This window comes from Sphingomonas hengshuiensis, assembly GCF_000935025.1.
Lineage (GTDB): Bacteria > Pseudomonadota > Alphaproteobacteria > Sphingomonadales > Sphingomonadaceae > Sphingomonas > Sphingomonas hengshuiensis.
Map to the genome: position 1 here is coordinate 5,061,246 of NZ_CP010836.1, position 19,485 is coordinate 5,080,730.

Here is a 19,485-nt window from a genome sequence, read left to right on the forward strand (position 1 = left end):
GTGGCTGCGACGCTCTACGACAAATTATGGGATGCGCATGTCGTCGCCGAAGCGGACGGCAAGACGTTGCTCTATGTCGATCGCCATTTGCTGCACGAGGTCAGCACGCCGCAATCCTTCGCTTCGCTGCGCGAGGACGGGCTGTCGGTGCGCCGCCCCGCAACGCAGCTCGCCGTCGCCGATCATTCCATTCCGACGCATGACCGCGCAAAGGGCATAAGCGACCCGCAGGCCGCGGCGCAGATCGCTCTGCTCGAACGCAATTGCGGCGCGTTCGGTATCGAATATATGCGCGTGGATGGCCCGGACCATGGCATCGTGCATGTCGTGGGGCCGGAGCAAGGCTTCACGCTTCCCGGCATCACGCTGGTTTGCGGGGACAGCCACAGTTCGACCCATGGCGCTTTCGGGACCCTGGCCTTTGGCATCGGCGCGAGCGAGTGCGGCACCGTCATGGCGGCGCAATGCCTGTGGCAGATGCGCGCAAAGACGATGCGGGTGACCTTCCCCGGACAGCTCGCACCGGGGGTATCGGCGAAGGACATGGCGCTGGCGCTGATCGGACAGATCGGCGCGGCCGGCGCGGTCGGCTATGCCATCGAGTTTGCGGGGGAGGCCGTGCGGGCGCTTTCCATGGAAGGCCGGATGACCCTGTGCAACATGGCGATCGAAGCGGGATCGCGCACCGGATTGATCGCGCCCGACGAGACGACCTTTGCCTATCTGAAGGGCCGAAAGCGCGCACCGCAGGGCACCGATTGGGACCAGGCGCTGGCCTTTTGGCAAACGCTTCAAAGCGATGGAAAGGCGCGGTTCGATTGCGAGATCGAAATCCCGGCCGACGAGATTGCGCCGCAGGTGACGTTCGGTACGACGCCCGACCATGTCATCGCCGTCGATGGCGCAGTGCCAGCCAACCGCGATGGCCGTCTGACACGAGCGATCGATTATATGGGACTGGCGGCGGGCGCTCCCGTCGAGGGGCTGGAAATCGATCATGCCTTTATCGGAAGCTGCACCAACGGGCGCATCGAGGATCTGCGGAGCGCCGCAGCCGTCATCGGGAGGGGGCATGTCCATCCGCGCGTCAGGGCGCTTGTCGTGCCCGGCTCCGCGCGGGTCAAGCAGCAGGCGGAAGCAGAGGGACTGGGCAGGATCTTCGTGCAGGCGGGTTTCGAATGGCGCGAGCCGGGGTGCTCGCTGTGCGTCGCGATGAACGATGACCGGCTCCCGCCGGGTGCCCGCTGCGCATCGACATCGAACCGGAATTTTGAGGGTCGTCAAGGCATTGGCGCGCGGACGCATTTGATGAGCCCTGCAATGGTTGCCGCCGCCGCCGTCGCGGGGCGCATCGTCGATGTGCGCGAGTGGCCGCAATGACGCCGCTCGTCAGGGTGGTCGGCCAGGCCATATCGTTGCCCGAACCCGACCTGGATACCGATGTCATTTATCCGGCGCGCTTTCTGCTGATCACCGAGAAGCAGGGATTGGGGCGCTATGCCTTTCACGACCGCCGAGATATTCCCGGCTTTCCGATACAGGATGGCGCCGCGCGACCGATCCTGATCGCCGGACCCAATTTCGGCTGCGGATCGAGCCGCGAGCACGCGCCGTGGGCGCTCGCCGATTATGGATTTCGCGTGATTATCTCGCCTAGCTTTGGCGAGATTTTCTATTCCAACTGCTTCCGAAACGGGATTCTGCCGATCCGCCTGGGCGAAACGGAGATCGCGCCGTTCCGTCAGGCCGCCTCCGCCGGCGGAACGATCACCGTTGATCTGGAGCGATGCGAGGTGGGGGCCGGCAACGAAGCGCCGATAGCGTTCGAAATTGCTCCGGATCGGCGTCAGGCATTGCTGAACGGCTGGAACGATACGATGCGTATCCAGGCGCTGCATGCACGCGATATCGAATCTTTCGAAGACAGGCAGCGGCACGCGGCGCCCTGGCTCTGGTTGAACGGCTGAACAAGACGCCTGGCCGGCATTCCCCGCCGCGTCGGGGGTATCCCGAAATGAAGAACTCTCCTCAAGCCCGGCGCTGCCGGTTTCTTTATGCGTGTGCTCTGCGAAGGGAGAACCGATCCAAAGAAAAGGCAATGATCGGCGATGCGATCGATCCGCCTAAAAACGGTGATTCACATTCTCAAAGAGTGGTGCTATGCGGTGGAGGTGTCGGGAATCGGACCCGAGAGAGGCACAGGTAGGAATCCGGCCCTCGAACCAGTCCACCCCCTACACATGGGCAAAAAGGTGCCCACGCGAGACCGCCAACGCTCCCCGGCCCGGATGCTTAGGCGGTCTCTTCGTATCCCCCGACGCGCCCGTGGGCACTACACGCCGGGGCAACTACCTAACCTGCAAAACATGTTTACCTCCTGTGCTGGTGGAGGCAATGTGTGACTCGGGAAATTGTGCTGCTATGAGTTTCTGGGCACTTCTAGCATGCCATTGATTTACCAGATTTTTAATAGGATTCGGAATAGTGTCCAAAATAATGCCTCGCACTGGCACTATTCTTTCACCTTCACCCCAGCCCGGCCTACTCGGGGAAACATGCCGACGCTAAGGCACTTGATGGTCTCTGATTTCACGCCTCCAAATCCCGGCTTGGCGCGTACCGCTTTTGGGATCTTTCGCCCGCGACTGCCTTCGGCATGTACGACGCGGATCATGGCAATGATCTGATCCTCGCAAGGGTGAGCTAGCGACAAAATGCGTGGCGCTGGAGTGGGATCGAGTTGGCCGTACCGTGTGGTTATTACGCCATCGAAAAATACCCGCCAATCAGCGCGCTTTATCCACAGAGGGCGGTCCTCCATTTGGCCTTTGGGGAGGTTATCAGTGAGATACAGCCCGGTACTGATCATCCGGTTTGTCACGGTCACAAACTGATAGTGATCTACCAGATCATCGCTAGAAGCCGTGCGTATCCAGACTGGCAATCTGCGATCCATAAGACCGGCGCGTATATAGCGTTGGGCAACATCCTCGCTATTGCAGCGGTGGACCCAGTCCTCGTTGCCCGGTGTAGCTTGCACATGCCGGGATAGCAGATTTTCGTCTCCCAATACGGCAGGGCGCTGGGCGAAGGCCTCGGATAGCTCGTGATAGCAATCGTTCAGGCGGTCAGCATCGGCAACTGCTATCCCGAAGTCTCGCGTATCTCCCATCCCCGCCGCATAGCAAATCTAGCTGGGTACGCGAACTATAATAACGCCAAAGAAAAAGGGGCGCCGCGAGGACGCCCCTTCTTCCGCTGTCCCGTCGGCGGGGACGTCAGAAATTGAACCAGAGCTTCCCGGTGAAGCGACGCGGATCGCCGGGGAACAGCGCCAGGAAGTTCGCCGTGATGGTTTCCTGCTTGGTCAGGTTGGTCACGCCGAACGACGCGCCCCATTTGCCGTCGTCGCGATCATAGGTCAGCGTCAGGTCCACATAATTCTCGATCGGAGCCCGTGCGGTGTTGAGCAGCGAGATCCAGTAGGGCGAGTTGTGGCGATAGGCCGCCGTCAGGCCCACATCGCCGCCCAGCGCGTCCACGGGTACCTTGTACGTGCCCCCGCTGGCGAGCTGGAAGGTCGGCACGCGAACCGGCTCGGTCGTAAGCTGGACCTGAAGGCTGGCAGCCACTCCCGGGGTCAACGTGATCGAGGTATATTCGCCGTGGTTGAGCGAACCGTTGACGAACAGGTTGAAGTTGCGGTTCACGGCAAGGGCGGTTTCCCATTCCAGGCCATAGGTGCGCAGCGTGCCGGCGTTGCGGGCGAGGCTGACGATCGTCGTCTCGCCCGGCGGAATGATACCAGAGGTGATCTGGATATCCTTCGTATCGGCAAGATAGCCGGTCAGGTTGATGCGCAGACGGCGGTTGAACAGTTCCGACTTCACGCCGCCTTCGTAGGACCAGGTGATTTCGGGGCGGAACGGAAGGACGCGCGCCGGGGTTGCCGCGTTGCCGTTCCAGCCGCCTGATTTGAAGCCGTTCGTCACGGATGCATAGACCATGACGTTCGGATCGAGCTTGTAATTCACCGCGACGCGCGGGGTGAAGCGGTTCTGGGTCAGCTTGAGCGGGATGCCCGCGGCGATCGCATCGGCGCTGTCGAAGCCAAAGCCCGGAAAGCGGACCGAGTCGAAAAAGGCGAGTTTCCTCGTTTCGTGCGTGAAGCGTCCGCCCAAGGTGAAGGTCAGGGCGTTGGTGACACTATAGTCCGCCTGCAGATAGGCGGCCATCGTTTCGACCTTCTGCGCGAAGTTGCGGTCCTGCAGCAACTTGAATGCGGTAGCGTTCGGATTCGTATCCTGGAAATCCGCCTGGGCTTCCTCATTGTCCTCGTGCAGGTAGAACAGGCCGGCGGTGTAGTTGAGACGCCCGTCCAGGAGCGTGCTGTTCCATTTGAGCTCGCCGGATACCTGCTCGTTCGTTGAATTATCGGCGATAATATAGCTGTTGTAGATCGCCGTTCCGTTGGTGTTGTACTGGTTGATCCAGCCCTGCGTCAGGCGGCGCCAGCCGAAGATGCCGGTCAGCGTGCCGCCGTCGGTTTCATAATTGGCGTTCGCCGTGACGGCGTAATTCTCCGACAGGGCGCAGAGGCCGGCCTTGCGCGTCAGCAGGACGACGGTGGAGTCGCCTTTGCAGTCCGTTTTCGGCAGGGTCAGGTTGGTGCGATTCAAGATCGGCGTGGTGGCAGCCTTGTAGCGTTCCGACCGGACAGCGAGGCTGCTCGGCCCAAGGTAGGTACCGGTGTTGTTGGTATATTCGGCCGCCACATCAAAGGTGAACGCCTCGCTCGCGAGGAAGCGGATATCGCTGCGAATGCCGTAATTGCGCTCGCCGTTCAGAGTCTCCTTGGTGGCGACATTCTGGAGGTAGCCGTCGTCCTTCACGTAGAAGGCGGAAATCTTGGTCAAGACCTTTTCGGAGAGCGGCACATCGACGATCGCCTTGCCGGTGATGCGGCCATAGGATCCGGCGGAGAGTTCCCCCTTGAACTTATATTCGTCGCCCGGCTTGCGCATGATGACCGAAATGGCGCCGCCCGTCGTGTTGCGACCGAACAGCGTGCCCTGCGGCCCGCGCAGGACCTCGACGCGCTCGGTGTCGAAGAAGGCGTAGTTATTGGCGTTCTGGCGAGCGATATAGACGTCGTCGACATAGGTGCCGACGGGCGGATCGAATGTGGCGACCGATTGGGAGTTGCCCAGCCCGCGCATGTAATAGGCGTTCGCGGATTGCAGGCCGGCATTATGCGCCGAGATCATCGAAGGGACATATTTCGACACGGAGATGGCGTCGTTCAGGTTGAAGTCGCGGATGGTCATTTCGGTAAACGCCGTGACCGCTATCGGGACCTCCTGAAGCTTTTCCGGGCGGCGCTGGGCGGTCACGACAATGTCGGTAAGTCCACCGCTGTCCTGCGCCTCGGCAGGCGCTTGGTTCGCTTCCTGCGCAAAAGCCATGCCGCTTGTCGCCAGCGCGATCATTGCGGACGCGCCTGCCAAGGCTAGCTTGGCGTTCGAAAACCCAATCATCATCAGTCCTTCCCCTTGTGCCGTGCCAAATGGTGAATGGGAGTTTTGCTCCTCTAATTCGCCTGAACCTCCGCCTGCGAAACGGAATGACTGCGTAGTCATAAGCGAGTCTCATTTTTGACGCAAGGGCTGAATTGTATCTAGCTTATACGAAATGAGCTTTGGCAAACCGCGCTACGATGCTATGTAGCGCGAAGCTGATGAGGCAGAACGGACGGATAATCGACGTTTGTTGCGATAAATCAGAGGGTTTGCATTCTGAAGGGGCTCGCATCGCTCCTGTCTGAACCGGGAATATGGCCTTATCTTATGATGATAAAACAGGCGTGATTCTCTTGGAGCGCGGTCCTGAGCTGGGCCGTCCTTATGTCGCATTTGGCTAAGCGCGCGGCGACCAGCGGGATGATATCGACCGCTCCATCTTCCAGCAACCCCGTGCTGCATTTCGCGCAACAGGCCTTGCAGGGCATTCCGCAGTTCAGAAGCCACAATTGTTTCGGCCGCTTTTCGGATGGGAGTTTACTGCATGACTGAGGGGGCGTCGCCCGCCGCCGCCGGCGGCCACGGCAAAACCGGTGAGATATGGCCCGCGCGGCGTTATGCCTGGTATGTCATCGCCCTGCTGACGCTGGCCTATGCGCTCGCCATTCTGGACCGGGTGACGATCGCGCTGCTGATCCAGCCGCTGCAAGCCTCGATGCACATCAACGACATGCAGTTCGGTCTGCTGCAGGGCATGGCGTTTAGCCTGGTCTACAGCGTCCTGGGATTGCCGATCGGATTGTTGTGCGATCGCTGGAAGCGCGTCCCGATCCTGGTGGCGGGTCTTGCGCTGTGGAGCGTTGCGACGATGGCCTGCGGGCTGGCGCGAAATTATGAGGAATTGTTCGCCTATCGCATGTTGGTTGGGGTCGGCGAGGCGGTTCTCGTCCCCGTCGCCGCATCGCTGATCGCCGACTATTTTTCCCCCGACATCCGCCCCAAAGCCTATGGTGTGTTCACGACCGGCAGCGCCTTTGGCGCCGGTGCGGCGCTCATCATGGGCGGACTGTTCCTCGTCTGGTCGAACCATCTGATCGACGATGTGCCCGCACTCTTTGGGGGCATGGAGCCCTGGCAGGTCGTGTTTATCCTGTGCGGTGCGCCGGGGATCGTTCTGGCGGTCATCGTGATGCTGACCTGCAAGGAGCCCGCACGCAAAGGGGTGGTGAACACGTCCGAAAGCTTCAGCCTAAGGCCGGTTTTCCATCTGATCGGCAGGCATCCCGGCGCCTTTGGCTGCCTGATGCTGGGGACGGTGCTGAATCTGGTTTGCGTCTATGCGATCATCGGATGGTTCCCGGCGCTCTTCATCCGCGTGCATGGCTGGGGAGCAGCCGAGACCGGATGGCTGATGGGCTCGGTCGGCGTGCCGATCAACATCTTTGCCGCGCTGACCAGCGGCTGGGCCATCGTCTGGCTGAATCGAAAGGGCCATCTGGATGCGCCGATGATCGCGGCGTCCTTCTGCGCCATCGCGATGGTCGCGTTCGCGGTTCCGGCCAGCCTGGTTTCCTCCGGAACGCTCGCGCTCGTTTTCTATGCCTTGAACGCGGTCTTCGTGAACTGGAACATCTCCGCCGCCTATTCGGGCCTGTCGCTGATCACGCCCAATGAGATGCGGGGGCAGGTGATGGCATTGCAGACGATCGCACAGGGCCTCATTGCGCTCACGGCGGGGAACTTCCTCGTGGGCCTCCTCACCGATACGGTGTTCAGGTCGCCCGACGGCATCGCCTATGCGCTGGCGGTCCTGTTCGCGGTTTGCGGGACCGGGTCGTTCCTGATCCTGATGGCGGGGCGCAAGGCCTTTGTGCGCGCTGCGGCGGAAGCCAATGCGGCGACCGCCGGATAATCGGGCCTGCGAGGGACTGCCCCGAAGCCAGTCCGACGTTCAGAGCCCGCGAGCGACCTGGTTGCTGTCGCGCGTCGCGAAATAGGCGGGGCGCGGCATGAAACAGTCCCCGATGGTGCGAACGTCGAACCCTTGCGCGCGCAGCGGCGCTGCCAGGGAATCATTGGGAATTCGCGGAGTCGAATAGGTGAGCAGCACGACATTCTCGATGCTGTCCAGCCGGCCGCTGTAAACATTCCGCAGATCGACCCGGCCATCGATGAGCGGGCTGTCGCCATCGGGCTCGACCAGCGTCCGCATCTCGATACCGCGCATGGCGAGGCGGCGGATGATCCCCTGACGCACGACCAGAGGTTCATCGACGGCGATTTCCGCGCGCGGCGTGGCGATGACCACATGTTCGAAGATTTCCGCCATCAGATGCGCGGCGGCGTAGGTGCCGGCCGTGTGGTCCTGATCATAGACGACCGCGGTCCCGGGCTGAGGCGGGAAGCGGTCGAGGAGAAGGGCGGCGGTGTCGCGTATATTCATGACGAAACCCTCGTCATGCCACATGCGCGGCAGCATTTCGGGCCACTGCGGCGTCGCTCCGGTCGCCAACACCACCGTGTCGGGCGCCAATGCCGCGATGTCGTCCGGAGTCATTGTCACACCATATTCATAGCGAACCCCCGCCCGGCTGCCGCGAACGATCTGATAATCGTAGATGCTGGAGATCTGTTCGGAACCGGGCAAGCGGGACTGGAGCGCGGTTTTGCCGCCATAGCTTTGTCCCGCCCCGAAAACGGTCACATCATGCCCCCGTTCGGCCGCCACCCACGCGGCTTCCAGGCCGGCGATGCCGGCGCCGATAATGGCGATGCGTTTGCGTTCGGGTGCGGCGGCCGGCTTCCATTCGGCTTCGTCCGATGCGCCGACAAGCGGATTGTTGTCGCACCCAAGCGGGCTTTTGGCGGCGATGAGGCCCCAACAGCTATTGCCCGATACGCACCAGCGGGTTTCATGCTCGCGCGCCGAGAACGCTTTGTTCGCCCATGCAGGATCCGCCACGAGCGCACGGCCGAGCTGGACATAGTCGCCGACACCTTCGTCCAACGCTTGCTCTGCCTGTACGGGTTCGACGATCCGGCCCAGCACCGCGACCGGCAACCCGCCCGCCGCGGCGCGCAGCCTTTTGGTCAGGTCGTTAAAGGGCGCGCGGGGCCAGTGCATGTCCGGCAAATGGTTTTCGAGCGACCTGTGATGCGCGCCCTGGCAGAAGGAGAGGGCGTCGAAGCCACCCCGGGCGACCAGCGCCCGCGTGATCGCTTCGGCGAGGTCCGGGCCGATGCCGCCGGGAACCCCGTCGTCTCCCGGCAGCTTGACGGCGATCATGAAACGCCCGGTCGTTGCGGCACGAATAGCATCGATGATGGCAGCCAGAAAACGCAGGCGACCGTCGAGATCGCCGCCATATTGATCTTCCCGGCGGTTGGATTGGGGCGACAGAAACTGATGGATCAAATGGCCGTGGCCCGACGACAGTTCGACGCCGGAAAAGCCCGCCGTCTGCAAGCGCCGGGCGGCGGCGGCGAATTCATCGACCGCCTGTTCGATCTCGCCCGTATCCAGCGCATGTGGGGTGGTCCAGCTCAGATCGTCCGGCAGCGCGGACGGACCGCAGGCGAAAGGCCGGCGTCCGCCCTGATGGGTGGCCCGGCCGGGATCCTGCAACTGGCCGACAAGCCGGCAGTCGAGCGATTCCACCGCATCGGCCCAGCGCTTCAGGCCCTCGATGCAATTGTCATCGTCGACGCCGACCTTGGCGGCGTCGTTCGCCTGCCACGAAAGGGTCGCCAGCGGCTCGGTCACGCTCATGGCGCAGCCGCCGCGGGCACGATTGACATAATAATCGATCAGGCGATCGGTAACCTTGCGTCCCACCGAAAATCGCGTGGTCATGGAGGCATGGGCTACGCGATTGCGCAGTGTGATACCCCCAATCTCGATCGGCGAGGCCAGAAGGGGATAGTTGTTCCCCTGATCCCGCGCCGTCACCTTACTTCCATGCTCCGAACGTGAACCAGGATCCGCCGTTCAGGATGACCGGTGCCTTGATTTCCCCGCGGGCACAGGCATCGAACTGCTCCTGCGGCACCGTGCTCAGGTTGAACAATTGCTGCTGGATATACTTGTCCCGTCCGAACCCCGCCTCTTCGCACAGAGCGACCAGCGATTGGCCGCGAAAGCCGGTATAATAGGGCTCGTTATTATTATACGCGTCCCAGTCCAGATAGAAGTTGGTATAGGGATCGACTTCGCATTCGGGTGGCAGCTCGAAATGTATCATCAAGCCGCCGGGCTTCAGGATACGGTAGCATTCCCTTAGAATTTCGCGGGTCGATTTGACCGGGACTTCGTGGAAGAAAAAGCTGGATGTCACGACATCGAAGCTCGCATCTTCAAAATCCAGACGTTCCGCATTCTGCTGCGAAAAGTGGATCGGAATGCCTTCTGCGGCAGCCCGGGCATGTCCATAGCGCAGCAGCGGCGCGCCGACATCGACGCCGTGAACCTCGGCTTCGGGAAAGGCGAAACTGTACGGGATCGTGCCGTGGCCCGTGGTGCAGCCGATGTCGAGAATGCGCTTCGGCTTGAAATCGGGATAGGCCGATTTGATGAATTGCGCGATCGTCGCGGCAGGGCCGCTGCCCTTCTGCACGCTTGGCAGGCCGCCGTAAAAGACGCCGATGCCATAGGAATAAATAGCGCCTTGGGCCACGTCGTCGGGTTGATACTCGCTGTGGAAACAACCCGGCATCAGGTGCACGTCCAACTCGGACACATAGCGGGGAATTTCCAGCGTCGGATCGAGGCGCAACGTGCCGCCGCAATTGCTGGTCGCCGCGCGCGCGATCTGCGTCAGCTGGTCGAGGTTGCGTTCGACCTGCGGGCGAACCGATTCCCAAACCATTTCCTGCGCCTTGTAGCGACTGCTCGAGTAGAATTTGTAGATCGGCGTATCTTCCATCGCGCGGCGCACTGCGACCGCATTTCCGAGCGGCGCGCCGCTGCGCTTTTCCGCTGCGGGCGCGATATCGTCGACAAAGCTTTGTTTCATGTCGCCGGCGAGATCGACCAGCACCTTGCGGCGCAGCTTGGAGATGAAGCGCTGTCGCGCCCGCTCGCCGGCGCGCGCGGGGGCGGCTTGATCGACGTTCGCTGGGGACTGAGCGGTCATTCGATGGTCTCCTCGATCAATGATATTCTTCGCCGCCGGAGACGTTCATTGCCTCACCGGTGACATAGATGGCTTGCCCCGACGCGAGAAACGCACAGGCGTTGGCGGTATCGCTGGCCTCTCCCACCCGGCCGAGGGGAATGCGCGACCGCATGTCGGCGAGATAGTCGTCGACGGTCTGGCCTTTGGCCTGCGCCATGAAATCATTCTGCCACGACCCGAGCTGGGTCGTCACATGATTGGGGCATACGGCATTCACCGTGATCGCATGCGGCGCAAGCTCGAGCGCGAGCGATCGGGTCAGGCCGACAAGCCCGTGCTTGGAGCTGCTGTACGCGCCCGCCCAGGCCGATCCCGATTTGGAAGCGCGGCTGCCGATGGAGATGATGCGCCCGCGTCCCCAGCCTTGCCGTTCGGGCTGGGCTACCATCTGTCGTCCGGCGTGCTTCATGGCGAGGAAGGCGCCGCGCAGGTTGACGTCCAGCACAAGGTCCCAATCGGCGGCGGACATATCGAGCAGCGGGCCGAATTTGAAGCCTACGCCGGCGTTGTTGACGAGGATGTCGATCCCGCCGAACGCCGCGACCACGGCGTCGACCAGCTGGATCACCTGGCCTTCGTCGCGCAGGTCGGCGGCATGATATGCCGCAGTTCCGCCGGCTTCGCAGATTTCCCGGGCCGCCGCCGCAAGTTCGCTTTCCGAGCCGACATTCGCCCCCTCGGCTTCGTCCGCAGGGGCGACGTCGTGCAACATGACGTTCGCGCCTTCGCGCGCGAAGCGCGCGGCGATCGCAATCCCCAGGCCGCCGCGACGGCCCGATCCGGTTACGAGGACGGATTTGGCGCGTAAATCATCATACATTGCGCGGTTCCAGCTCGCGTGAATATTCAAATGACTGCGTAGTCATAGCGCGGTCGCATTGCTTGTCAACGCGGATCGAAGGTCCGCGCGTCAGCGGCGCGGCCGCACGGTGCTGCGCTCGATCAACGTCCCCGGAATAGTCCGGACGACCTCGGTGCTCGGAGTCTTCCTTTCCCCCAGACCCAGGAGGTCAAGCGTGTCGTTGACCATGGTTTCAATAGGTTGTCTTATGGTCGTGAGGCTATAGGCGGGCCGCGCCGCTTCGGGGATATCGTCGAATCCGGCGACCATCACCTCGCCGGGGATGTCCAGCCCGATCTCGTACCGCAGCGCATCGATCGCGCCCATCGCCATGACGTCGTTCAGGCAGAGGACTGCGTCTGCACGATGGCCGGCGGCGAAGCATTTCGCGACCGCGTTGAAGGCGCCGTCATAGGAATAATCGCCTCGCAGCAGGCGGGTGTTCTTCTTCGGGATACCCGCGCGCTTCAGCGCCCTCTCGAAACCCGTGAGCCGGTCGCGGTTCGTCGTGGCTTCCTTTTCGCCGTAAACGACGACGAAGCTTCGCGCGCCCGCCTCGATCAGGCGGTCGGTGATGGTTTCGCCGCCGCCGACATTGTCGCAGCATATGCTGTTCACGCGCGTGCCGGGAACATACCGATTGAAGGTCGCCACCGGGATCCGGCGGTTGATGCAGATTTCCGCGGTCGTCATCGACGCATCGGCGGCGGTCAGGATGATGCCGTCGACCTGATATTCCAGAATCTCGCGTACCGCGCTGTCGGTCTCGGTCACGGCATCCACGCTGAACAGCAGGAGGTGCTTGCCGCGCCCCCGAAGCTCGCGGCTGAACAGGGCGAGCGATTCGGTGTAAAAGCTGTTCTTGAGATCGCCGATCACGATCGCGACGATGTCGGATTTCTGGGTCGTGAGATTCCGGGCGAAGGAATTGGGCACGTAGCTGAGTTTCTGCGCAGCGGCCATCACCTTGTCGCGCGTTTTGGGCGACATGCTGGTGTCGCCTTTGAAGGCCCGCGAAACGGTGGATTGCGATACGCCGGCCAGCCTGGCGACGTCGTTGGATGTAAACCGCATCATAACCCCAATTTCCATTGCCAGTTCAATGCATTCCTATGCAAAAACCGGCGCTGTTCGGGAGCATCTTTAAGAGGCTTTACCCGAAATTTCCAGAGTTTCCCTACGGGGCGTCGCGGGCGGGTTGACTTGGGAGGAGATCCGCGGGCATTACATGCGTAGTCATTTTGTGCCTGGATTCGGCCTGCTGACCGTCGGACCGGACAGAGACGCGCCAGGTTTTGGAGGGCGGGCCCATTCTGCGCGTTCCGTTCCGCCCTTTGAAGATTAGAGAGTTGGATACATGGGTTCGAAACCGATCAGCCTTCCGCGCCACTCCAAGGGGAAGCGGCCGCAATTCTTCAATGACGAAGGCATGGAGCATCTGCTGGCCATGATTCTCGAACTGTCGACCGAACTGGCCGTCGCCTATAATCGCATCGATCGACTGGAACGCGTCCTGGTCGCGGCGGGGGTCACCAGCCAGGAGGCGCTGGACGCGTATGAGCCCGGCGAAGAGGCGCTGAAGGCGCAGGACGCGTGGTCGGACCTTCTGCTCGACCGGCTGTACAGCAGCGTTGAGCAGGCAAGCACCGCCGGTTGAGCGGCTCGGGCGACCGCGCTGGTCATGCCCTTTTCGCTGATGACGATGCAGAGCCGTGCGACCGGGCGCGCGTCGGGATGTCCCGCGTCACCGGGACGATGCTCCAAAAGGGATGTCGGGGATGACGGATCGACTGGCACGGCGCAAAGAGTCTCCGCTGCGCAACAAGAGCGGCCCCGTTGACTGGTCCGAGGTGGCGTCGGCTTTCCGCGACCTTAAGGGTGTGCCGCTTCGGACCTTTCTGATCTGTCTGTGCGTGTGGACCGTCGTCAATCTGGAACAGTCGATGTTCGGCTATGCCATGCCGGCGATGGTCGAAGATCTTGGCATCTCGATAAAGACGATAGGCCTGGTCATTTCGCTGGGCTTTGGCGCGGCGATCTTCGGCGCTCTCCTCAGCGGGTTGCTGACCGATCGTTTCGGCCGACGCATCATGTTGGCAAGCTGCTTTGGCTTGTCGGCTGTTTTCTATGCGTTGCAGGGATTCGCCGGGAGTGTTTTTGGCCTGGCCGCCGCCCGCTCCGGCGGCGCTGCGATCAGCGCCGGCCTGTCGCCGATCACCAATTCCTACGTCACCGAAACGTCGCCGCCGCGTATCCGCGCGCTCATGGTCGGCTTTCTGCAAATCGGCTTTCCGCTAGGCTGGTTCCTCGCCTCGATGCTCGTGGCGCCGCTGCTCGCGACCTTCGGATGGAGAGCGGTGTTCATGGTCAGCCTGGCCGTGCCGGTGATCGCCGCAATCATCTTCCGGTTTGTCCCTGAGACGCCCGGCTTTGCGCTGGTCAAAGCCAGCGCGGTCAACCGCCGGCCGATGAAAGCGCAGCTTGGCGATCTTTTTTCCCCGCGTTTCCGGACGTTGACGCTTCTGTGCATATTGGCGTTTTTCGCCAAGGGCGGTGCCTATGCCGGGCTGGCTTTCTACATGCCCGCCTTCCTGCACAATGTGCGCGGATATGATGCCTCAGTCGCCGCCCATGTTGTCGGCATCTCTTACGGGATCGGCATTTTCGGCTATCTAAGCGCGTCGGTGGTGGGCGAATTCTTCCTGTCGCGGCGGCTGACGATCGTGATCTGGTCCTGGCTTGGCGCAGCGTCGCTGATCGCGTTCGTCTGGTTGCCGAGCAAGCCGATTGAGGACGTCATTGCCTTTGGGATCATGGCGATTTTCTCCTTCGGCACGTCGGCGATCCTCACCACCTTCGTCCTGGAGCAGTTTCCCACGCGGATGCGCGCGACCGGTGCGGCCTGCGCGTCGGCGTCGGTCAGCCTCGGCTTTGCGGTGCTGCCGGTTGTCGTCGCGATGCTGGTCGGGGAAGTCGGTTGGCAATGGGCGATCAGCCTGTGCGTGACCCCGCTTCTGTTCATCAGCGGTCTGGCCGTGCTGTGGATGCCCGGCGTGTCCGAAGACCTGGAAATCAGGGATTTTTAGGAAGTCCTGCAGGGTCCTGTAGATTAGAGAGACGATGATGCTCACGCCCCATATATTCCTGCTGTTCGCGCATCTGCTGCTGTTCGTCTACTGGCTCGGGTCGGACATCGGCGTCTTTTATGGCATCCGCTATGTCCTCGATCCGTCACGCTCGCTCGAAGCGCGCCGCACCGCGATGGCGATCGTCCATTGGATCGACCTTCTGCCGCGACTCTGCCTGGTGCTGATGGTCCCCGTCGGGCTCAGCCTTGCCGCCAATCTCGGGCTTCTCGATCTGGGCGGGGCGAGCCTCGATATTCTCCTCGCGCTTGCCTGGATCCTCGGTCTCCTGTGGCTTTTGGCAGTTGTGCGGCTTTATGGCGGGGTGACGGGATGGCTGGTGAAGCTGGACTGGGTCGTGCGGTTGTCGGTGGCGAGCGGTTTCCTGCTGGCCGGCGCCGCGTCCTTCGTCGGCGTTGGGCCGGTTGCACAAGGCGCGAGCTGGCTGGCGTTGAAGATGATCTTCTTTGCCTGCGCAATCTTTTGCGGAATTGGGCTGCGGTTATTGGGCAAGCCGTTCGGGCGTGCGCTGACGGCGATTCTCGACGGGCGGGGCACCGACGAAACCGAAGCCCAACTGGGCGAGGCAATGCGCCAGTCGAAGCGGATAGTCCTGCTTTTATGGGCGTTCGTTCTGGCCGCTGCCTTTGTCGGCGTGGCCAAGATAGGATGAGTGCGGTTAAGCTGCAGGAGTAGGATGATGCTGCCCTTATTTTCTCTGGAAGGCCGCGTGGCGCTGGTGACCGGGGCCGGGAAGGGGATTGGCCGGGCCTGTGTGGAAAGCCTTGTCGCGGCGGGGGCGGAGGTGATCGCGGTCGCCCGCACCGCCGGCGACCTCGAACAGTTGCGGGACCGCTTCGGCGCTCGGGTCGAGCCATGGGTGATCGATGTTCGCGATGCGGACTTTCTGCGCAGAATCGAAGCGATGCCGGCGCTGCATATCCTCGTCAACAATGCGGGCACGAATGCGCCCATGCCGTTTGTCGATGTCGATCCGGAAACCCTCGCCAAGCTGGTGTCGCTCAATGTCACGGCGGCATTCCAGACCGCGCAGGCGGCGGTGCGGGTGATGCTGAAGGCGGCACAGCCGCACGGCGTGGTCATCAACATGTCGTCCCAGATGGGTCATGTCGGATCGCCGAACCGAACCGTATATTGCATGACCAAACATGCCATCGAGGGGCTGACAAAGGCGATGGCGGTCGAATTGGCGCCGCAGGGGATCCGGGTGAATGCGATCGCCCCGACCTTCATCGAAACGCCGATGACCCGGCCCATGTTCGAAAATCCCGCGTTCGCGGCCATGGTGCAAAATAATATCCCGCTCGGGCGCGTCGGCACGGTCGACGATGTGACCGGTGCGCTGCTGTACCTTGTCTCCGATGCAGCGCGCATGGTGACGGGGCACAGCCTGGTTGTCGATGGCGGCTGGACCGCGCAATAGCGTCCGTCAGCCCGGGTCCCGCAGCAGGCGATCGAGCGCGAGGATCGCGCGATCGCGCTTTGCCTGATACCGGGGCAGGTCGGACACCGGCATCGTCGCATCCATCGCGGCGTGCGTTTTGGCGACGGTTTCGGTCGAGGGTATATAGTCGGTCCTCAGCGTGGCGCGCACGCGGCCGATGGCTTCGCCCAGGCCGTCGAAATATCCCTGGAATCCCGTCGCGGCGTTGAGGTGGCCGACGGCAAGCGGTCCGAGGTGCGCCCAGCGCCTTGCCAGCCCGTGGGTCATCACCGCGTCGATATCCTGCGGGGTGCAATAGCCTTCGCCGATCAGGTGCATGGCCTCGCAGAGCAACGCCCATTGCAACCGGTTCAGAGCGAATCCCTCGATTTCCCGGGCCAGAATTATCGGCTTCTGGCCGACTTCGCGCATCAGCGCCGCGACGCGATCGACGGTTTCCGCGTCGGTTTCCTGCGTCGGGCAAAGTTCGACCAGCGGGATCAGATGGGGTGGGTTCACCGGATGGACGACCAGGCAGCGGCGACTGCCTGCAAGCCCGGTCATGTAGGCGGATCCCGGAATAGCCGATGTCGAACTGCCAAGCGTCGCGCGGGCCGGAGCGATGTCGTCCATCTCCGCGAACAGTGCCCTCTTGATCTCCAGCCGCTCGCTGACGCTCTCCTGGACATGGCAGGAGTCGGCAATCGCGTCGGCAAGGCTGTCCGCCAGCGTGATCCGCCCGGCAATCTCGGACGCCGAGGCAATCGCGCCAGCCTTTTCCAGTTCGTTCAGCGTGGCGCACAGCGCGGGTAACGTCTTGTCGAGTGCTGAGGAAACGCTGTCCCAGATCTGCACCCGGTACCCCGCGCGCGCAAACACGATGGCCCAGGAGCGACCGACGAGGCCGCTCCCCACACAGGCGATCGGGGGCGCCATGCCGTTTTTCAGGTCAGGTTGCATTGTCGTCGGAGGGCTGTGCGTCCGCCCATTTGCGTTCGAAAGCCCAGACCTCTTCGAAACCGATCATCCGGGAAAACTGCCCGAAATCGAATAGCGGCACGTCGGGGGAGGTCGCAATGCCTTCGGCCTTGAGCACGGCATATGCCTTGTCCATTGCCGCGGCGGCGGCCAGCGACGACAGGGCGGGGAAAATCGCACAGGCAAAGCCGATTTCCTTGAGTTCCGAAATCGACAGGATCGGAGTCTGGCCGCCGCTCGCCATATTGGCGATCACCGGTTTCGTGATCCGGCGGCAGGCCTCCTGCATCTGATCGCGCTCGGTCATCGCCTCGACGAAGACGATGTCGGCGCCCGCTTGCCCGTAAAGCTCGGCGCGGGCGAGAGCGGCTTCGAACCCTTCGGGTTGCAGCGCATCCGTCCGGGCGATGACCAGGAAATTGGGATCATTTCGGGCTTCGACCGCGACGCGGATCTTCGTTGCCATAACATCGGCAGGAACCACGCGCTTGAACGGCGTGTGACCGCATTTTTTGGGGAATTCCTGATCTTCGAGCTGGATCGCGGTGACACCGGCGGCTTCGTAGCCGCGCACCGTGTGGTCGACGTTGAGCAGGCCGCCATAACCCGTGTCGGCATCGGCGATCACAGGCGTGTCGCCCGCCTGGCGCGCCAGCAGGCTGACTCGGTCGAGCATCTGGGTATAGCTGACGATCCCGGCATCGGGCAGGCCATAGGCGGACGCCGTCAACCAGTAGCCGCTGGCGTACAGGGCGTCGAAGCCGTGCCGCGACGCCACGGTGGCCGCGATCATGTCCTGCGCGCCAGGCGCGTAGAAGAATTCACCCGACTCCAGCATCCGCTTCAGTTTCGCATGGGCCATTATCTCTTCTCCATTCATGCCGTTCGCGCCCGTCAGGATGGCCGAATCGGCGACATCCATGACGGCGTATGTTTATGCGGTCATTCCAAGCCGTGGACAGGAAATTATCCCGAGGAAGCAGGCGTTTTCGCCAAAAATTTCTTCGACATCAAGGCTTGATTGTATCGCGGTGGCGTGGTTATGAATGCGTAGTCATTTTGTATATGGAAAAGTTTGGAGCCGACAGCAATGCCCGTACGCTATCTCAAGCAGCGGTCTGTTCAGGGGGCCGTGGACCGTTCGCGGGAAGTCAGCGAAACAGTGTCGGGCATTCTCGACCATATCCGCAGCGAGGGGGATGACGCCCTTCGCGTCTACTCCGAGCGTTTCGATCGCTGGTCGCCGGAGAGCTTCCGCCTGTCGGAGGACGAGATCGCGGCCTGCGTCAAGCGGATGCCGGCCTCGGTTCTCAACGACATCCGGTTTGCCCAGGAACAGATCCGCAATTTCGCCGAGCGCCAGCTCGCGTCGCTGAACGACATCGAAGTGGAATCGCGGCCCGGTGTATTCCTCGGCCATCGCAACCTGCCGATGAACAGCGTCGGCTGCTATATCCCGGGCGGGAAATATCCGCTGGTCGCGTCGGCGCATATGGGCGTCGTCACCGCGCGTGTGGCCGGGGTGAAGCGCGTCATCGCATCGGCGCCTGCCTTTCAGGGGGAGGTGCACCCGGCGATCGTCGCGGCGCTATATCTCGCCGGTGCGGATGAAATCTACAGCCTTGGCGGCGTGCAGGCGATCGGTGCCATGGCGCTGGGCACCCAGAGCATTGCGCCGGTCGACATGATCGTCGGCCCGGGTAACGCCTTCGTGATGGAAGCGAAGCGGCAGGTATTCGGCCAGGTCGGCATCGACCTTCTCGCCGGGCCTACCGAAACGCTGATCATCGCGGACGACAGTTGTGACGCCGAGATGGCCGCCGCCGACCTGTTGGGCCAGGCGGAGCATGGGCCGGACTCGCCGGCCATTCTCCTTACCAATTCGCCGGCGCTGGCCGGCGGCATTCAGGCGGAGATCGATCGTCAGCTCGCCAGGCTGGAGACGCGCGACATCGCCGGCCGCGCCTGGGCGGATTATGGCGAGATCATCCTGTGCGACACGCTCGACGAAATGGTCGCCGAAGCCGATCGTATCGCGTCCGAGCACGTCCAGGTATTGACCGCCGAACCGCAATATTTTCTGGACCGCATGACCAACTATGGCGCGCTGTTCCTCGGTCACCGCACCAACGTCTCCTATGGCGACAAGGTGATCGGGACCAACCACACGCTGCCCACGCGCCGGGCCGCGCGCTATACCGGCGGCCTGTGGGTGGGCAAGTTCATCAAGACCTGCACCTATCAGCGCATCGAAACCGATGCGGCCTCTGTCGAGATCGGCGAATATTGTTCGCGCCTTTGCGCGCTCGAAGGGTTCGCCGGCCACAAGGAGCAGGCCGACCTTCGCATCAGGCGGTACGGCAAGGTCGCCACCGAGAACGCAGCTTCTGTTGAAGGGTGAGGG

At 62.4% G+C, this 19,485-nt stretch carries 17 protein-coding genes; 9 read left to right on the forward strand and 8 right to left on the reverse strand.

Going from position 1 to position 19,485, the window contains the following annotated elements:
* Complete coding sequence (gene leuC, locus TS85_RS23145) at window positions 1-1,380, forward strand: 3-isopropylmalate dehydratase large subunit (protein WP_044335419.1); 1,380 nt, start codon at window positions 1-3, stop codon at window positions 1,378-1,380.
* The gene (gene leuD / locus TS85_RS23150) at window positions 1,377-1,967 is read left to right on the forward strand and encodes a 3-isopropylmalate dehydratase small subunit (protein ID WP_044335421.1); all 591 of its coding nucleotides are present in this window, start codon (window positions 1,377-1,379) and stop codon (window positions 1,965-1,967) included. Before leuC ends, leuD begins: the two co-directional genes overlap by 4 nt.
* 545 nt (window positions 1,968-2,512) lie before the next feature.
* Here the strand turns inward: leuD and TS85_RS25700 are convergent.
* Both TS85_RS25700 and TS85_RS23155 read right to left on the reverse strand, forming a co-directional pair.
* Window positions 2,513-3,172: a hypothetical protein gene (locus tag TS85_RS25700; protein WP_155006537.1), complete on the reverse strand. Its 660-nt coding sequence runs from the start codon at window positions 3,170-3,172 to the stop codon at window positions 2,513-2,515.
* A 106-nt stretch (window positions 3,173-3,278) separates the two neighbouring features.
* Window positions 3,279-5,540: a TonB-dependent receptor gene (locus TS85_RS23155; RefSeq protein ID WP_077228765.1), complete on the reverse strand. Its 2,262-nt coding sequence runs from the start codon at window positions 5,538-5,540 to the stop codon at window positions 3,279-3,281.
* A gap of 523 nt (window positions 5,541-6,063) precedes the next feature.
* On the opposite strand from TS85_RS23155, the gene TS85_RS23160 reads away from it, so the two are divergent.
* The gene (locus TS85_RS23160) at window positions 6,064-7,431 is read left to right on the forward strand and encodes an MFS transporter (RefSeq protein WP_044335423.1); all 1,368 of its coding nucleotides are present in this window, start codon (window positions 6,064-6,066) and stop codon (window positions 7,429-7,431) included.
* A gap of 39 nt (window positions 7,432-7,470) precedes the next feature.
* Here the strand turns inward: TS85_RS23160 and TS85_RS23165 are convergent, their stop codons facing one another.
* The 4 genes from TS85_RS23165 to TS85_RS23180 all read right to left on the reverse strand — a co-directional run bounded on the left by TS85_RS23165 (window position 7,471) and on the right by TS85_RS23180 (window position 12,626).
* Window positions 7,471-9,468 (reverse strand): FAD-dependent oxidoreductase, encoded by a 1,998-nt coding sequence (locus TS85_RS23165; RefSeq protein ID WP_052508074.1) that lies wholly within the window; start codon window positions 9,466-9,468, stop codon window positions 7,471-7,473.
* A gap of 1 nt (window position 9,469) precedes the next feature.
* Window positions 9,470-10,651, reverse strand: a complete 1,182-nt coding sequence (locus TS85_RS23170) for a class I SAM-dependent methyltransferase (protein WP_052508075.1) — start codon at window positions 10,649-10,651, stop codon at window positions 9,470-9,472.
* A gap of 16 nt (window positions 10,652-10,667) precedes the next feature.
* Window positions 10,668-11,513 (reverse strand): SDR family NAD(P)-dependent oxidoreductase, encoded by an 846-nt coding sequence (locus TS85_RS23175; protein ID WP_044335426.1) that lies wholly within the window; start codon window positions 11,511-11,513, stop codon window positions 10,668-10,670.
* Window positions 11,514-11,603: 90 nt separating this feature from the next.
* Window positions 11,604-12,626, reverse strand: a complete 1,023-nt coding sequence (locus TS85_RS23180; protein ID WP_044335427.1) for a LacI family DNA-binding transcriptional regulator — start codon at window positions 12,624-12,626, stop codon at window positions 11,604-11,606.
* Window positions 12,627-12,891: 265 nt separating this feature from the next.
* Between TS85_RS23180 and TS85_RS23185 the strand changes: the two genes are divergently transcribed.
* The 4 genes from TS85_RS23185 to TS85_RS23200 all read left to right on the forward strand — a co-directional run bounded on the left by TS85_RS23185 (window position 12,892) and on the right by TS85_RS23200 (window position 16,103).
* On the forward strand, window positions 12,892-13,191 hold the full coding sequence (locus TS85_RS23185; protein WP_044335429.1) for a hypothetical protein: 300 nt from the start codon (window positions 12,892-12,894) through the stop codon (window positions 13,189-13,191).
* A gap of 121 nt (window positions 13,192-13,312) precedes the next feature.
* Window positions 13,313-14,620, forward strand: a complete 1,308-nt coding sequence (locus tag TS85_RS23190) for an MFS transporter (protein WP_162184760.1) — start codon at window positions 13,313-13,315, stop codon at window positions 14,618-14,620.
* A 34-nt stretch (window positions 14,621-14,654) separates the two neighbouring features.
* On the forward strand, window positions 14,655-15,332 hold the full coding sequence (locus TS85_RS23195; RefSeq protein WP_044335433.1) for a hypothetical protein: 678 nt from the start codon (window positions 14,655-14,657) through the stop codon (window positions 15,330-15,332).
* Window positions 15,333-15,356: 24 nt separating this feature from the next.
* Window positions 15,357-16,103, forward strand: a complete 747-nt coding sequence (locus TS85_RS23200; RefSeq protein ID WP_052508077.1) for an SDR family NAD(P)-dependent oxidoreductase — start codon at window positions 15,357-15,359, stop codon at window positions 16,101-16,103.
* A gap of 6 nt (window positions 16,104-16,109) precedes the next feature.
* Here TS85_RS23200 and TS85_RS23205 read toward each other — a convergent pair whose 3' ends face one another.
* Window positions 16,110-17,039 carry a 3-hydroxyacyl-CoA dehydrogenase NAD-binding domain-containing protein gene (locus tag TS85_RS23205; protein WP_044335434.1) on the reverse strand — a complete coding sequence of 310 codons (930 nt, stop codon included), beginning with the start codon at window positions 17,037-17,039 and terminating at the stop codon, window positions 16,110-16,112.
* A 13-nt stretch (window positions 17,040-17,052) separates the two neighbouring features.
* Window positions 17,053-17,943, reverse strand: a complete 891-nt coding sequence (locus tag TS85_RS23210) for an isocitrate lyase/PEP mutase family protein (RefSeq protein WP_044336895.1) — start codon at window positions 17,941-17,943, stop codon at window positions 17,053-17,055.
* Here TS85_RS23210 and TS85_RS25705 point away from each other — a divergent pair.
* The gene (locus tag TS85_RS25705) at window positions 17,935-18,102 is read left to right on the forward strand and encodes a hypothetical protein (RefSeq protein ID WP_155006538.1); all 168 of its coding nucleotides are present in this window, start codon (window positions 17,935-17,937) and stop codon (window positions 18,100-18,102) included. The two genes, TS85_RS23210 and TS85_RS25705, sit on opposite strands and share 9 nt — an antisense overlap.
* Window positions 18,103-18,171: 69 nt before the next feature.
* Window positions 18,172-19,482: a histidinol dehydrogenase gene (gene hisD / locus TS85_RS23215; RefSeq protein ID WP_044335435.1), complete on the forward strand. Its 1,311-nt coding sequence runs from the start codon at window positions 18,172-18,174 to the stop codon at window positions 19,480-19,482.
* Window positions 19,483-19,485 lie beyond the last annotated feature (3 nt).